This is a genomic window from Streptomyces sp. NPDC002537, from assembly GCF_053594975.1.
Genome location: NZ_JBSFWT010000012.1, coordinates 94,675 through 108,004 on the forward strand (window position 1 = coordinate 94,675; position 13,330 = coordinate 108,004).

A 13,330-nucleotide genomic window follows, 5' to 3' on the forward strand; every position below is an offset into this window, starting at 1 on the left:
CCGGGGGAGCGCGGGGTAGTGATGCGGCGTTGAACGGATGTTGACCGGCTTCGGACAGCATGGCATCGGCCGGTCGACGGCCGTGGTCCACCCACGTCGTGGCCCTCAACCCCCACAGAAACAGGCGCATGATCACGCACAGCCCCCTCGATGTCGTCGTGAGCGGTACCGGGTCCGACTCCCATACCTGGAACCTCGACTATCTCCAGCTGCTCCTGGAGGGCTGGGGACATCGCGTCGAGAACCTCGGTCCCCGCGTCACGGGCAAGGAGATCGTCGCCCGCTGCCGGTACCGGGCTCCCGACCTCATCGTGCTCAGCAGCGTCGACGGCCACGGCGAGAGCGACGGGCTCCGGGCCATCAGCGCCCTGCACGCCTCCCGGGCGCTCGCCGGCACCCCCGTCGTCATCGTCGGCGAGTTCGGCACCCACGGCGCGGAGGACCGGGCCCGGGACGAGGGCAGCAGGACCGCCCGGCGGCTGCTCGCGGCGGGCTTCGCCGCCGTCTTCCTGGAGCCCGCCGGCCTCGAAGCGTTCAAGGACTTCGTCGGCCTGGTCACCCCCCGCGCCCACGAGACCCTCGCGAGTGCGGCGTGATGCCCGGCCCCACGGCGCCGGCGCGCGGTGCCCGCGAAGGCTTTCCCGCCGCCGCCCGGACCCGTCCGGACGATCACGTGACCGTCTCGGGTCCGGGCCCGGGGACGGGTCCCGGTCCGTCGGCCCGGGTGCGGGGCGGAGCGGTCTGACCGCCGCCCGACGGGCGCACCGCGAGAGCGCGGAGCGCCGCCGTCACCATGGCCGTGACACCCGTCGGCAGCGCGGCGCCCGGACTCGGCGCGAAGAACGGTGAGTGGTTCGGCGGCAGAGCGGCGAGTTTCTCCGCCGCCGAGGCCCCCGGCGCCGCCAGCCACTGGCGGCGCCCCACCACACCGAGCATCCAGTACGCCGTCCGTACCCCGTCCACCGCGAACAGCGGGAAGTCCTCCGTCGCCATCGACGGCGGGAGGCCCGCCACCCGCTCCGCCCCGAACGCCTCCTCGTGCGCCTCCCGCACGGCCGAGGCGAGCCCGGGGTCGGGGACGTTGACGGGGGAGCGGGACACGACGGTGACCTCCGGCGGCTCGGGGCAGCCCGACGCGGCGCACTCGGCACGCACCACCCGCTCCACCGCGGCCAGGACCCGGTCGAGCGCGGGCTCGGAGAAACCGCGCACGGTGAGCCCCAGTTCGGCCCGGTCCGGTATGACGTTGCCGCGGCTGCCCGCCTGCAGCCGGCCCACCGTGAGCACGACGTGCTCGGCCGGTGCCGTCTCGGCCGCGACCACCGACTGGAGACGGAGCACCGTCGCGGCGGCCGTCACCACCGGGTCCACGGCCAGGTGCGGCATCGCCGCGTGGCCCCCGCGGCCGTGCACGACCACGTCGACGGACACGCCCCCCGCCGTCACGGGGCCCGCCCCGTGCGCGACCATCCCCGCGGGCAGCGGCGCCGCGTGCTGGGCCAGCACCGCGTCCGGCCTGCCGAACCGCTCGTACAGGCCGTCGTCGAGCATCGCCCGCGCCCCCGTCAACGTCTCCTCCGCGGGCTGCCCGACGACCGTCACCGTCCCCCGCCACCGCCCTCTGTCCCGTGCCAGCACGCTCGCCGCGCCCGCGGCCGCCGCCAGATGCAGGTCGTGTCCGCAGGCGTGCATGACGGGCACCGGATCCGTCACCCGGCTCGCGTACGGCAGACCGGTGCGCTCCGCCACGGGCAGCGCGTCGAGCTCGGCGCGGAGCATCACCGACGGGCCCTCGCCGTTCTCCAGCACCCCGACCACGCCGTGCCCCCCGACACCCTCCGTCACCCGATACCCCTCCGCCCTCAGCCAGGCCGCGAAGCGGCCCGCCGTCCGCGCCTCCGCCCCGGACAGCTCGGGGTGGGCGTGCAGATCGAGATACAGGGTCGTGACCGCTTCCAGCAGGTCCTTCGTGAGCATCGGTGCGCGCCTCTCGGATCGGGGGACGTCGCCGCGCTGACACTTCCCGTCAGCGACCGGCACAGGGACCTGTCAGCGGACCCTGTTGGACTGAGGACGCACACGGAAACGGACGTACGGACGGGCCAACGGCCGTACCCCACCGCGACAAGGAGAAGAACCATGGCTCAGAAGGCTGAACTCGCCACCCTCGCCCAGGAGATCCTGGAGCTCGAGTCGGAGACCTTCGAGATCTCCGACTACTCGGACGCGAGCGAGGTGGTCCTCGCGGGCTCCACCAGCTCCAGCTCCACCAGCACCTGCTCCAGCACCACCAGCACGACCAGCTGCTCCGCCTGACGCACCGCGAAACATAGCAGGGCCTGAGCGGCCGGCACCCGGGGGCGCTTCCTCCTCGACACGGAGGAGCGCCCCCGGGTGTCCCGCACGACCCGCCGTCGCGCCATCCGGCCCGTTCTCGCCGCGAGCCCCGATTGCTACGCTCCCCCGATGATCCTCCCGTCGGTCCAGGACATCCACGAGCTGCACCGGAAACACGCGCCCACGCCCGAGGCGTTCGAGCTCGTCTTCACGCACTGCGAGATCGTCTGGCACATCGCCGAGCAGCTCCTGGCCGGAACGGAGCAACGGATCGACGCCGAACTCGTCCGCGCCGGAGCCCTGCTCCACGACATCGGCGTGTACCGCCTCTACGGACGTACCGGCCGGCTCGACACGTCCAGGTACATCCAGCACGGCGTACTGGGCCACGACATCCTGCGCGACGAGGGATTCCCGGAGCGCCTGTGCCGGTTCTGTTCCTGCCATACCGGAGTCGGCCTCACGCGGCACGACATCCGGCGGCAGGACCTGGCCCTGCCGCCGGCCGACTATCTGGCCGAGACTCCCGAGGAGCGGCTGGTCATGTACGCGGATAAGTTCCACAGCAAGACCAGCCCGCCCAGGTTCAACTCGGTCGCGTCGTACTCCGCCCACGTCGCACGGTTCGGCCCGGACAAGGTCCGCGCCTTCCGCGACCTGCGCGCGCAGTTCGGCGAACCCGATCTCGCCTCCCTCGGCGCCCGGTACGGTCACCGTTCTTGAACGCGACGGTTCAGAGGGTTCAGACGGTTCGGACGGTTCACGGGAACGGATGCGGTACCCGGCGGATCTCCTCGTCCGTCAGGTCCGTCGTCCGCCACCCCGCGCGGCGGAACGCGGTGCGCAGCCGCCGCATGCCCAGCACCCGCTGCCGGTCCCAGCCGAAGTCGATCGGGACCAGGCCCGGTACGACGGTCGACACCGTGCGCAGTCCCATGCGCTCCTGCTCCGGCGCGGTCTGGTCGACCACGATCACGTCGAAGCCGGCGCGCACCAGCTCGTCCCGGCACCGCAGCACGTCGTCCAGCAGATCGCCGGTGGCGGGCCGCCGCTCGCCGTACAGTTCGTCCATCGGGCGGACGGACACCGGCTCCAGGTACTCGCGCGCGTGCCGTGCCATCCCGGGGAGGCCGTACAGCCGGGCGTGATGGGTGAGGTGGCGCACCTTGGAGAAGTCCTCCGCCATCGCCTCCAGATCGGCGCGGTGCTCCGCCACCTGCCGGTCCAGGTGCGGCAGGTAGGTGAGGACCTCCGACAGCGCGGCCTCCACCGCCTCCTCCGGGTCGAGGCGGGCGGCCGCCGCGAAGGACAGGGTGCCGGGACCGCCGTCGCGGCGCACCGCGAGGGCGGTCACGACGGGTACGCCCAGGTCGACACGGTTGTCGAAGGCGCGTACGTCATAGCCCTGGAGCGCCGCCCGGTCGGCCATGGCCCGCACCGCGCCGCCGCGGCACGACGCCAGGTCGATCCCGGTGAGCCGGGCGCGTCCGTACCAGCCGAGCAGGAACGCGTCCCGTTCGACGAGCTCCAGCAGCCCGAAGAGGACCGCCTCCTCCAGACAGCTGCCGGTGGCGCAGCCGTTGGAGCTCTCGAAGACGAAGTTGTCGCTGTGCAGGCCCGCCCCGTAGTGGACCGTCCGCATCGGCACCAGGACCTCGCGGCCGTCGCGCAGCGAGTGGCCCCGTACCCAGGGGATTTCCCGGGCGGGGTCGAAGGGCCGGACCATCGGGTCGTCGCGGTACGTCTCCGGGCTGTACATGCCGCAGTCGCGCGGGTCGACGGCGTGGTCGCGGACGTTGTCGTAGGAGTCCACGACCGGCTCCTCGTGGTGCCTGCGGTGGATGCCCGCGTACCGTTCGAGCCCTTCCAGGAAGGCCAGGGTCCGGCTGGCCGCGAAGGAGTTGGCCTGCCCGCTCCAGGTGACGTCGGACAGGCCCGCGTAGGTGCGGACGAAGACGCTGCCCGCGACCGGCGAGGTCGTGGGGGAGGCGACGTTGAGCCACGTGCCCTCGCCCAGCGCGCCGCACACGGGGTTGGCGAGCGCCCCCCGCGGCAGCGGGTAGGAGTCCGCCGGGCGCAGCCGGCAGGTGTCCGGGTCCGGTTTCGGCCGGGACATGAGCCCCGGCAGCTCCCGGGGCGCGGGGGACGGCCCGCACTCGGGGCACAGCGGCTCGGTCAGCAGCGGCAGGGTGGTGACGCGGAGGGTGGCCAGATCGACGCGGGAGACCTGGGGCAGCGGCAGGTCCGCGGCGGTGTGCCACTCGCCGTCCGGCCGCCCCGCCCCGGCCGGACGGCCGGAGAGGAGCACCGCCTCGTACACCGCCCACACCGCGTCCACGGCGTAGTCCGGCAGCACGGGCCAACTGCCTGCCGCCGCCATGCGGTTGCCCACTTCCAGCGCGTCGCGTTCGGAGCGCGAACGCAGCCGCTGCCAGCGCCGCGCGAGGCAGTTGCCACAGGCCGCCGTGGCCTCCTCGGCGGCGCCCCAGGGCCCGATCAGCACCGCCTGCGCGGTGAGGTGCACGGTGGCGCGGGCACGGGCGGCGCCGTACGGGTCCTCGGCGGGCCGGAAGGCGTCGGCCGAACCCACCGGCACGACGAGGGGGACCGGCGCCCCGGGGCCGTGCCCGGACGCCCGGAAGCGCTCGGTGAGCACACGCTGCAACTGTTCGCCCGCGGCGGCCATGGGCGCGGTGGGAGTGCTCATGAGTCGTTGCTCCAACGGAAGACCTTGACCGCGATGGCACCGAAGACCAGGGCGAACAAGGCGAGTCCGGCACAGGCGACGGCCGTGGACTCCAGCCCCGCGCGCCCGGACAGCGCTTTGGAGATCCCCTCGTTCAGATAGTGCAGGGGCAGCGCCTTGGACACCGACTGCAGCCAGGAAGGCATCGCGTCGAGGGGGTAGAACGACCCGGACAGGAACGCCATCGGCACCATGACGCAGTTGGCGACCGCCGCCACCGCCTCCGGGGTGTCCGCCCGCGCGCCGATCACCAGGCCGATCGCCAGGAACGCGGTGATGCCGCTCACCAGCACCGGCACCGCCCACGGCCACGTGGCGTCCACCCGCAGGCCGAAGACCGGCAGCAGCGCCACGCCGATGAACAGCACCGCCTGCACGGCACCGATGGCCAGGGCGATGACGTACCGCGACGCGAGCACCGAGCCGAGCGGGGTGGGCGTCAGCCGGATGAGCCGCAGTAGATCGTCGCGGCGCCACTGCATGAGCGTGAACGCGACGCCGAACACGGCGGCGTTGCCCACGCCCCACGACAGGACACCCGGCGCGATGTAGTCGATGTAGCCGCGGCCGCTCTCCTCGACCGTCTTCCCCCGGAAGATCAGCCCGAAGACGACCAGGAAGATCAGCGGGAAGGCGAAGGTGAAGAAGACCGTGGTCCGGTCCCGGACGGACGCCCGGCAACTCGCGGCCGTCAGTGCGGAGTACGCGCTCATGCGTCCTGCTCCGTTCCGGTGAGCTCCAGATAGACGTCCTCGAGGGTCGCGGTGCGCGTCCGGATGCCGTCGAGGCCGACGGCCGCGCCGAGCGCGGCCAGCAGCGGCCCCGCCGAGCCCGTCTCGATGACCACCGAGCCGCCCTCGGCGAGGACCCGGTCGGCACCCTCGAAGGACCGCGCCCGCTCCACGGTGATCCGGTCCGCGGGCACCAGCAGCCGGGTCGGCGCCTTCGAGGCACCGACCAGCCGGTCCGGGCTGTCGAGCGCGACCACCCGGCCCGCGACCACGATCGCCACCCGGTCGCAGAGCGCCTCCGCCTCGTCCAGATGGTGCGTGGTGTAGACGATGGTGCGGCCCTCGCCCTTCAGCGCCCGCAGCACCTTCCACAGAGCGCGCCGCGCCTGCGGGTCGAGGGCGGCGGTGGGCTCGTCGAGGAAGATCAGCTCCGGGTCGTGGACCAGCGCGGAGGCGATCGCGAGCCGCTGCCGCTGGCCGCCGGAGAGCACGTCGACCCGTACGTCGCCCTGCTGCTCCAGGCCCACGAGCGACAGGGTGCGGGTCACCCCGGCCGGGTCGGCGCCGTAGAGCGCCGCGACGGTCGCCAGGTGCTCGCGCGCCGTCAGCCGGGTGAAGAACGCGGAGCTCTGGGTCTGCACGCCGATCCGCGGCAGCAGATCCAGATCGCGCGGCCAGGGGGCGGAGCCCAGCACGGACAGCGTGCCCGCGTCCGCCCGGCGCAGGCCCTCCATGATCTCCACGAGGGTGGTCTTGCCCGCGCCGTTCGGCCCGAGCACGCCGAAGAACTCGCCGCGCTCCACCGTCAGGGAGACTCCGTCCACCGCCCGCACGTCGCCGTAGCGCTTGCGCACGTCCCGCAGGACCAGCGCGGGGCCGGCCGTCTTGTCGACTTTCATATTCCTCAGTTCTTTCGGTTCTTCTCGTGCGTCGCGGACAGGGTCTGTGCGTTCCGGCGCCCCGCCCAGGGGCCCGTCACCGCCACCAGCAGGGCGACCAGCAGGGCCGGGGCGACGGCCGCCCACACGCCGTACCGGCCGGACAGGGCGTGGTGGCACAGCAGTACGGCGGCCGCTCCGCTGCCGCCGACGAGGAGGGGAGCCCCCAGCCCGTACGCGGTGTAGGCGATCCGTGCCGCGCGGGGGTACGCGGCCACCCCGGGGCCGCGCCGCACGGCGCGCGCTCCCAGCAGCCGCAGGAAACGGCGGCTCTCGGTGGCGTAGTCGGCCATCCCGAGGGAGTGCCCGAGCATCTTGTAGCCGTCGAGCGGCGGCAGCGGCACCAGGTTGGTGAGGGCCAGGACGGAGCCGATGAACAGCAGCCCGGCCAGCGGCCCCTGGGCCGCGTCGCCCTCGGGCAGGACCGCCCGCAGCGCCAGGAACGGCAGCAGGAAGGCCAGGTTCATGACCGTGCCCGCGGCAGCGGTCGCGACCTGCGCCCAACGGGTGGGCAGATAGGGATAGTTCTCCACCTTGCAGTACATGAACACCATGGGCAGGTGCCAGCGCAGCCCGATCTCGCCGACGGTCCCGCCGAAGTGCCGGGCGACCACCCCGTGGGCGAGCTCGTGGAGGGCCGTGCTCACCCACAGCAGGGTGAACACCGCGAGCAGCGCCGCGGGCTGCCGGAACAGTTCCAGCGACGCGTCCACGAACGCCCCCAGGCGGGCGGCCACGTACGCCTCCAGGCCGAGCGCCAGCAGCAGGAGCGGCACCACGAAGCCGGGCGTCAGGGCGAAGCCGACGGCCCTGTGCAGCCGGTCCGTGGTGGCCGCCGCGTCGGCGGTCAGCCGCAGCGTGCCCTTGAGCAGGGTGCGCCGCTCCGGGGCCGCGGGGGCCGGGACCGGGCGCGGTTCGGCGCCCTCCAGGAGCCCCCGCTCCCACAACAGCCCCAGGAGCTGCCGCCAGTTGGCCTCGCCCAGCCGCCGGCCGAAGGTCCGGGCGTACTCGTCACCGATCTCGCCGAGTGTCCGGGTGCCGTCCAGCCGGGACATCAGGAAGTGCTCCTTGACGCCGACCTCGAAGGACTGCCCGTCGCGCGGGTCCTTCACCAGGTGGACCACGGCCGGACCACGCCGCAGCGCGGCGCTGCGCAGGACGTCCGGGCGCAGGGCGGGCCGCCGCTCCAGCGGCCCGGGGCTCATGGGCTGCCCTCCTCGCGCAGGGCGCGGCCCAGGACGTACGACAGGTAGGCCTCGTCGCGGATGGTCACATGGAGCCGGTTGTTGGTCATGTGCATATAGGGGGACAGCAGGAGGGGCAGGGCCGTTGCCGGGTCCGTCACCCGCTCGTCGGTGGTGCCGTCCCAGGAGCGGAACACGAGGTCGCCGCGCAGGGCCAGGGCGGTGGCGCGGTAGCGGAGTTCGGCGCAGTGCTCCGCCCAGCCCCGCAGGAAGCGCGGGAGCCGGTGGGGCTCGCCGTCCGCGAGGGCGCCCAGCACGGCGTCGAAGCGCCACGCGAGCCCGGGGCCCATGCCCTCGTAACCGCGCTCGTAGACGTCCGATCCGATGAGGTCCGTGCCGGAGAACGCCCTGTGCCAGAAGGCGTGGTAGCGGTCCAGGTACTCCACGAGCTCCGCCCGGCCGGGCAGGAAGCAGCCCGCCATCACCATCATCAGCTGCGCCGAGGTGCCCAGCCGGACCGTCCGGAGGTGGAGGTTCATGCTGCGGACGGCCTCGATGACGAGTTCGCTGGAGTGCCGGAAGTGCCACTCGGCGAGCTCGATCCCGGCCGGGCCGCCGTACTTGCCGTACTCCGGCTCGTAGGGCTCGCGGCTGAACGTGTTGTTGGGCCGCAGCCGCATCCGCCCGTCGGCGGCCAGGAAACCGGCCCGCTCGTCCTCCGGGAACTCCAGCTCGAACAGGGTGTTGTAGAACTCGTTGAGGAAGCCGGAGGTGTCCACCTCGTAGAGCGCGGGCCGCTCCCGCAGGAAGGCCGCTATGGCGCGCTCCGCGCGGTCGAGGACCTCGCCGGTGGCGGCCTCGGTCGCGGGTCTGAGGCGGAGCCGCACGTGCGGCCCCTCCAGCCAGTAGTTGATGAAGAAGTGGTTCGCCAGCAGCCCGTCGGCGGTGAGTTCCTCGACGAGCGGTCCGACGCACCGGGTCATCAGGGGCTGCGGGTTGGCGGCGTAGTGGATGTGCAGGGCCTGCCAGGCGCCGGCCGTGCCGGTGCTGGGTACGGTCATGTCAGCGCACCGGTTCCTTCGAGGTCGTTGCGGAGGGTCTCGACGGCCAGTTCCACGACGTGCCCGCCCCGGCCGGAGGAGGCGTGCAGCCCGTCCTCGTCGGGCAGCGCCTCGCGGAAGACCACCCGGTCCCCGGGGTCCTTGAGCAGCCCGTGCAGGGCGACGAGCGACAGCCAGCTGTCGAAGTCGACGTACTGCGGTTTCGCGCGGGCCGCCGCTCCCGCCGCCGCCGTGACGGTGGCGAAGACCCGGCGGGGCAACCGGTGCCGCTCCCGCCATCGTTGCCACTCCAGGAACAGCCGCGCGTCGGCGTCCCCGGAGGGGCCGGACGGCCGCGCGGGCAGTGCCGCGGCCGCCGCCGTCCAACTGCGCCTGCTGAGCACGAGCCGGCCGTGCCGCACCCGCGGCCGCGTCGTCACCCCGTCCTCGGGCTCGCCCTCCGGCACCCCGCCCCACACGTCGAGCGGCGCCATGGACGTGGGGGAGAGCAGCAGCAGCGTGCGCGGGATCTCCGGGAGCGCCAGCGGCACGAGATAGCCCAGGTAGACGGGGACGACCTCGCGGCTGAGCCGCCGCGAGCGCAGCACCAGCCGGTCGGCGCCGGGGTCGTGCTCGACGTACAGGTCGTCCAGGCCGATCCGCTGTTCCTCCGGCACCGTGCTCGTCTCACCGGGACACACGATCTGAAAGTCCGTCAGCCGCCCGTGCAGATTGAGGTTGCTGGTGACGGAGCCGCCGGTGATCTCGGCGAACACCGCCCCGTCCGGCTGCGCCGCGACGGCCTCGCGCCGGATCCGGCCGGAGAGCCCCTCGTCCGCGCCGTCGTAGCAGTGGGTGAACCGGCTGAAGGGGAACGCGAGCCCGCCGTACGACTGGTTGAGCACGGCCAGCGGATCGCCGTCCCGCCGCACCAGCTGGAGGAAGTGGCTCTGCGGCGCGAAACCGGGCGCGACCCCGGCCAGCTTGTCCGCGACCGCGCCGACCGCCCCGGCGCGGACGTGGATCTCCTCGGCGCCCCGCGCGGTGTCCCAGAGCCCGCGCATCCGGGCCGTCCACTCCTCGCGGGCCGCGTCCACGGCCGCGATCCCGGGCAGCCCCAGCCAGTTCGGCTCGGGGACGTACGCGCCCTGCTCGTCGAACGGCTTGCGGCGCGCGGTGAACGTCAAGTACTGGTCGTAGAAGTCCTCGTGGAAATCGTGCACGAGCTTCAGCAGGTCGTCGCAGCGGCCGCCCCGGCCGTACCGCGCCACGAAGAAGCCCTTGAGTGTGATCCGCTGAGGCAGTGTCAGGTCGAAGGCGGGCAGCACCCGTTCCACGGAGCGCAGTGCCTCCAGCGGCCCGGCGCCGAGCGCGGCCCACGAGCAGGCGACCTCCCCGTCCCCGGCGCGGACGTCCTCGTAGAGCAGCGTCCGCGGCAGGCCCGGCGCCCGCGCCCCGAGCTCCCGCTGAATATCCGTCAGGGAGCGGCGCAGCTCGGTCAGCAGCTCCCGGCGCAGCCGGGGGCCGGCGGCGGGATAGCGGTCGACGCACGAGACCGGCCACTCCAGCGTCTCCGCGAGCCGCGTCGCCCACGGGCGGTCCAGGGCGCGCAGGGCGTCGCGGAACGCGCGCAGCGGGTCGGCGGTGTGCACATCGGTGGCCAGGCAGGGGATCCGCACCATGCCCAGCTCCAGCAGGGCCGTCAGATAGCGCTCGCACTCCTCCGGGTCCGCGCCCCGCTCGGCGCCCAGCCAGCGCACCAGCTCCCGGTAGCGGAGCTCCGGCCGCTCGGCGAACAGCGCCAGCAGCCGCTCCAGGGTGCCGCTGCGGCGCAGGAAGAACAGCCGGTCGCTCGCCGCGTCGAAGGTGACCGCGGCGTCGTCGTCGCCCGCCGTCACCGAGCGGCGCACATAGCGGACCCGGTCGTCGTCGAGCCCCCAGCCGGAGGCGAGGGTGACGGGCAGGTCGCCGCGCCGCCCGGGGTCGGCGGTGATCAGCTCGGCGAGCCGGGCCAGGACGACGACGTTCAGCCGCGGATGGCCGCTCCACGCCTCCGGGACACGGAGCGTCTCCGCCGTCCCGTCGGTGAACCGGCCGACGGCCACCGCGGTGAACGTGCTGAACGGACTGGTCTTGCAGGCCGTCCGGTAGAGGTAGGCGAGCGCGGAGCGCTCGACCTTGCGCAGCCGCTTGTCCGGCTCCCGGGCCGGGTCCGCGGCCGCGTACGCGTCCAGCCGCTCCTCCAGCTCCGGCGACGCCAGCAGCAGCCCCAGGCGCAGCCGTTCCTCGCCCAGCAGGCCGCGCAGCGCACCGCGGGTGCGGGCGGTCTCGGTGGCGAGCAGCGGGCCGCCCTCGGCGAGCAGCTCCGCCAGCGCCCGGCGGTCGCGCACCCAGGCGGTCACCTCGGCGGCGGCCGCCGGGTCCGCCGCGGTGACCAGGGCGACGGCCCCCTCCGGCCCGGCGGGCAGCCTGCCGTTGAACACCTCCCGCCGCAGCCGCAGCAGCGCCCGGCGGTCGCGCTCGCCGCCGGCGGCCTTGACGAGCGGGTGCAGCCGGTCGCTCAGCGCCGCGCCCCGGTCCCGCAGCCGCGCCTCCTCGCGGAGCACGCGCTCCGCCCAGCGGCCCGTCTCCGGACAGCGCAGGGCCCGTACGGAGTCCAGGGGCAGCCCGGCCACGCGCAGCATGAAGCGCGGGGCCATCGCCCAGTGGGATGTCTCGGTGGTCATGTCTCCCCAGCGCCGCTCAGGCGATCTCGTAGCGGAAGTCGGCGGAGCCGGGCCGCTCATGGCCGATGAGCATGATCAGCAGCGGTGCCTCGCCGCTGCCGGCGAGGTCCAGCTCCTCGACGAACGACACGGTGTCGTAGCCGAGCGCGACACCGCTGCCCACGCCCAGGGCCGTCGCGGCCGTGTAGAAGGTCTGCGCGACCGCCCCGACCGTGGCGTTGACCAGCCGGTAGCCGCGGTCGCCGACCGCGTCGAGCACGGCGGCGGTGCGCACGGCGGGCACGACGACGGCCCCCGCCTGCTCCAGGTTGTAGTTGGACAGGAAGTAGTTCCGCTGCAGGAAGCCGCCCGGCGGCCCCGGCTTCACCAGCCGCAGCTCACGGGTGTCCGGCACATAGGCGTACGCGCCGGGAGCGACGCCCTCGACATGGTTGACGAAGACGTACAGCCTGGCCAGCGGAGGCCCGTCCGGGCCGGTGGCGTCGCCGCCCACGGACGCCGCCGCGGCGGCGTCCAGCACCGCTGCCAACTTCCCGGCTTCCAAGGGGTGTTGTGCGTCGAAGCGGCCGAAGCTGCTGCGCCTACGGCGCAGCGCCTGCCGCACCTCCATGTCCAGCGGCGGCGGCTCGGGCAGCGCGACCCGCTCGCCGTGCGCGGGCTCCGGCAGGACGGCCGCCGGGGCGAGCGCGCCCGGCGCGGGGCGGTCGGCGGCGTTCTCGACCGTCGCGGCCTGGATCCGCCGGACGGTCTCGAAGGCGATCACCTTGCGGGAACGCTCGCTCTCGGCCCGCCGGACCCTCGGCGCGGGCCCGGCGGGTCGCCCGGTGGCCGTGGCGGGCCCGCCCTCCCAGGAGAGCGGCACCACCGCGAAGACGCCCTCCTCCATGACGTCGAGGCCGAGCAGCCGCACCAGCCGCTCCTCGTCGAACCACAGGACGGGCTCCACGCGCAGCCCCCGGGCACCCGCCCACATCCGCCAGGTCTGCAGCGCGGCCCCGACGTCCATGCTGACCGCGTGCATGCAGAAGCTGTTGTACTTGAAGGCGTTCTGCCAGAACTTGACGCCGATCACCAGGAACTGATCCGTCGTCATGCCCAGCCCGGCGGCCTCGCGGACCTCCGCGGAGACGTCGCCCGCCAGCAGCCGCTGCATCGCGTGGTGCGTCGTCGAGTAGTGGTACACACCCGGCGTGAGCGGCCCGCCGGGGCCGCTCACCCAGTAGACCGTGACGGGGTAGAGGCCGCCGCCCGAGGCGGAGCCCCGGGACCAGTTGGCGTCGGTGTAGCAGGGCAGCGACGGCAGGTCCGTATTGGCCTGGACACCGAGACGGCGCCCGGTACGGCCGTACGAGTCCAGGAGCATCCCGCCCAGCAGCGGCAGCGTGAACGGCTCCTCCCGAGGCCCGGCGAACACCCCCTTCCGCACCGTGGCGGACGGGTCGGAGCCGCCCTCCGGCAGCGGGAACGACTCGGCGCCCGGGTAGAACTTCCCCTTGCGCGGACGGTCCGACCAGTCGGGCACGAAGCCGGCCGGCTCCATCGGGATCCTGCCGCGATGCATGATCGCGGACGCGTAGTCATGGGCGTAACCCACGGGTTCTCCTCAGCAGTTCGACGACAGGGGTTCG

11 protein-coding genes are annotated in these 13,330 nt (G+C 73.8%); 3 read left to right on the top strand and 8 right to left on the bottom strand.

Going from position 1 to position 13,330, the window contains the following annotated elements; all coding sequences use genetic code 11:
• Positions 1–128: 128 nt before the first annotated feature.
• Positions 129–596 carry a cobalamin B12-binding domain-containing protein gene (locus ACWD4A_RS08460; RefSeq protein ID WP_451191073.1) on the top strand — a complete coding sequence of 156 codons (468 nt, stop codon included), beginning with the start codon at positions 129–131 and terminating at the stop codon, positions 594–596.
• Between the two features lie 73 nt (positions 597–669).
• Here ACWD4A_RS08460 and ACWD4A_RS08465 read toward each other — a convergent pair whose 3' ends face one another.
• A complete protein-coding gene (locus ACWD4A_RS08465; protein WP_451191076.1) occupies positions 670–1,977 on the bottom strand; it encodes an amidohydrolase in 1,308 nt (435 codons plus the stop codon).
• Between the two features lie 162 nt (positions 1,978–2,139).
• Between ACWD4A_RS08465 and ACWD4A_RS08470 the strand changes: the two genes are divergently transcribed.
• Both ACWD4A_RS08470 and ACWD4A_RS08475 read left to right on the top strand, forming a co-directional pair.
• Positions 2,140–2,316, top strand: a complete 177-nt coding sequence (locus tag ACWD4A_RS08470) for a thiazolylpeptide-type bacteriocin (RefSeq protein ID WP_451191079.1) — start codon at positions 2,140–2,142, stop codon at positions 2,314–2,316.
• A gap of 150 nt (positions 2,317–2,466) precedes the next feature.
• Complete coding sequence (locus tag ACWD4A_RS08475; RefSeq protein WP_451191082.1) at positions 2,467–3,060, top strand: HD domain-containing protein; 594 nt, start codon at positions 2,467–2,469, stop codon at positions 3,058–3,060.
• Between the two features lie 37 nt (positions 3,061–3,097).
• On the opposite strand, the gene ACWD4A_RS08480 is transcribed toward ACWD4A_RS08475, so the two are convergent.
• From ACWD4A_RS08480 to ACWD4A_RS08510, 7 genes are read right to left on the bottom strand one after another with little or no spacing between them, the layout of a single operon-like run.
• The gene (locus ACWD4A_RS08480) at positions 3,098–5,044 is read right to left on the bottom strand and encodes a TOMM precursor leader peptide-binding protein (protein ID WP_451191085.1); all 1,947 of its coding nucleotides are present in this window, start codon (positions 5,042–5,044) and stop codon (positions 3,098–3,100) included.
• Entirely contained in the window at positions 5,041–5,796 is a 756-nt protein-coding gene (locus tag ACWD4A_RS08485; RefSeq protein ID WP_451191088.1) for an ABC transporter permease, read from the bottom strand. Before ACWD4A_RS08485 ends, ACWD4A_RS08480 begins: the two co-directional genes overlap by 4 nt.
• The gene (locus tag ACWD4A_RS08490; RefSeq protein ID WP_451191091.1) at positions 5,793–6,713 is read right to left on the bottom strand and encodes an ABC transporter ATP-binding protein; all 921 of its coding nucleotides are present in this window, start codon (positions 6,711–6,713) and stop codon (positions 5,793–5,795) included. Before ACWD4A_RS08490 ends, ACWD4A_RS08485 begins: the two co-directional genes overlap by 4 nt.
• Positions 6,714–6,718: 5 nt before the next feature.
• A complete protein-coding gene (locus ACWD4A_RS08495; RefSeq protein WP_451191094.1) occupies positions 6,719–7,957 on the bottom strand; it encodes a metalloprotease in 1,239 nt (412 codons plus the stop codon).
• Entirely contained in the window at positions 7,954–8,997 is a 1,044-nt protein-coding gene (locus tag ACWD4A_RS08500; protein ID WP_451191096.1) for a lantibiotic dehydratase C-terminal domain-containing protein, read from the bottom strand. Before ACWD4A_RS08500 ends, ACWD4A_RS08495 begins: the two co-directional genes overlap by 4 nt.
• Positions 8,994–11,702 (bottom strand): lantibiotic dehydratase, encoded by a 2,709-nt coding sequence (locus ACWD4A_RS08505; protein ID WP_451191099.1) that lies wholly within the window; start codon positions 11,700–11,702, stop codon positions 8,994–8,996. Before ACWD4A_RS08505 ends, ACWD4A_RS08500 begins: the two co-directional genes overlap by 4 nt.
• A gap of 16 nt (positions 11,703–11,718) precedes the next feature.
• Positions 11,719–13,296, bottom strand: coding sequence for a SagB family peptide dehydrogenase (locus ACWD4A_RS08510; RefSeq protein WP_451191101.1), 1,578 nt, complete (start codon positions 13,294–13,296; stop codon positions 11,719–11,721).
• Between the last annotated feature and the right edge of the window lie 34 nt (positions 13,297–13,330).

What these genes read in the sequence shown, in the direction of transcription:
- ACWD4A_RS08460 (WP_451191073.1), top strand. Translation starts at nt 129, where the DNA reads ATGATCACGCACAGCCCCCTCGATGTCGTCGTGAGCGGTACCGGGTCC.
- ACWD4A_RS08495 (WP_451191094.1), bottom strand. Translation starts at nt 7,957, where the DNA reads ATGAGCCCCGGGCCGCTGGAGCGGCGGCCCGCCCTGCGCCCGGACGTC.
- ACWD4A_RS08500 (WP_451191096.1), bottom strand. Translation starts at nt 8,997, where the DNA reads ATGACCGTACCCAGCACCGGCACGGCCGGCGCCTGGCAGGCCCTGCAC.
- ACWD4A_RS08475 (WP_451191082.1), top strand. Translation starts at nt 2,467, where the DNA reads ATGATCCTCCCGTCGGTCCAGGACATCCACGAGCTGCACCGGAAACAC.
- ACWD4A_RS08490 (WP_451191091.1), bottom strand. Translation starts at nt 6,713, where the DNA reads ATGAAAGTCGACAAGACGGCCGGCCCCGCGCTGGTCCTGCGGGACGTG.
- ACWD4A_RS08505 (WP_451191099.1), bottom strand. Translation starts at nt 11,702, where the DNA reads ATGACCACCGAGACATCCCACTGGGCGATGGCCCCGCGCTTCATGCTG.
- ACWD4A_RS08485 (WP_451191088.1), bottom strand. Translation starts at nt 5,796, where the DNA reads ATGAGCGCGTACTCCGCACTGACGGCCGCGAGTTGCCGGGCGTCCGTC.
- ACWD4A_RS08465 (WP_451191076.1), bottom strand. Translation starts at nt 1,977, where the DNA reads ATGCTCACGAAGGACCTGCTGGAAGCGGTCACGACCCTGTATCTCGAT.
- ACWD4A_RS08480 (WP_451191085.1), bottom strand. Translation starts at nt 5,044, where the DNA reads ATGAGCACTCCCACCGCGCCCATGGCCGCCGCGGGCGAACAGTTGCAG.
- ACWD4A_RS08470 (WP_451191079.1), top strand. Translation starts at nt 2,140, where the DNA reads ATGGCTCAGAAGGCTGAACTCGCCACCCTCGCCCAGGAGATCCTGGAG.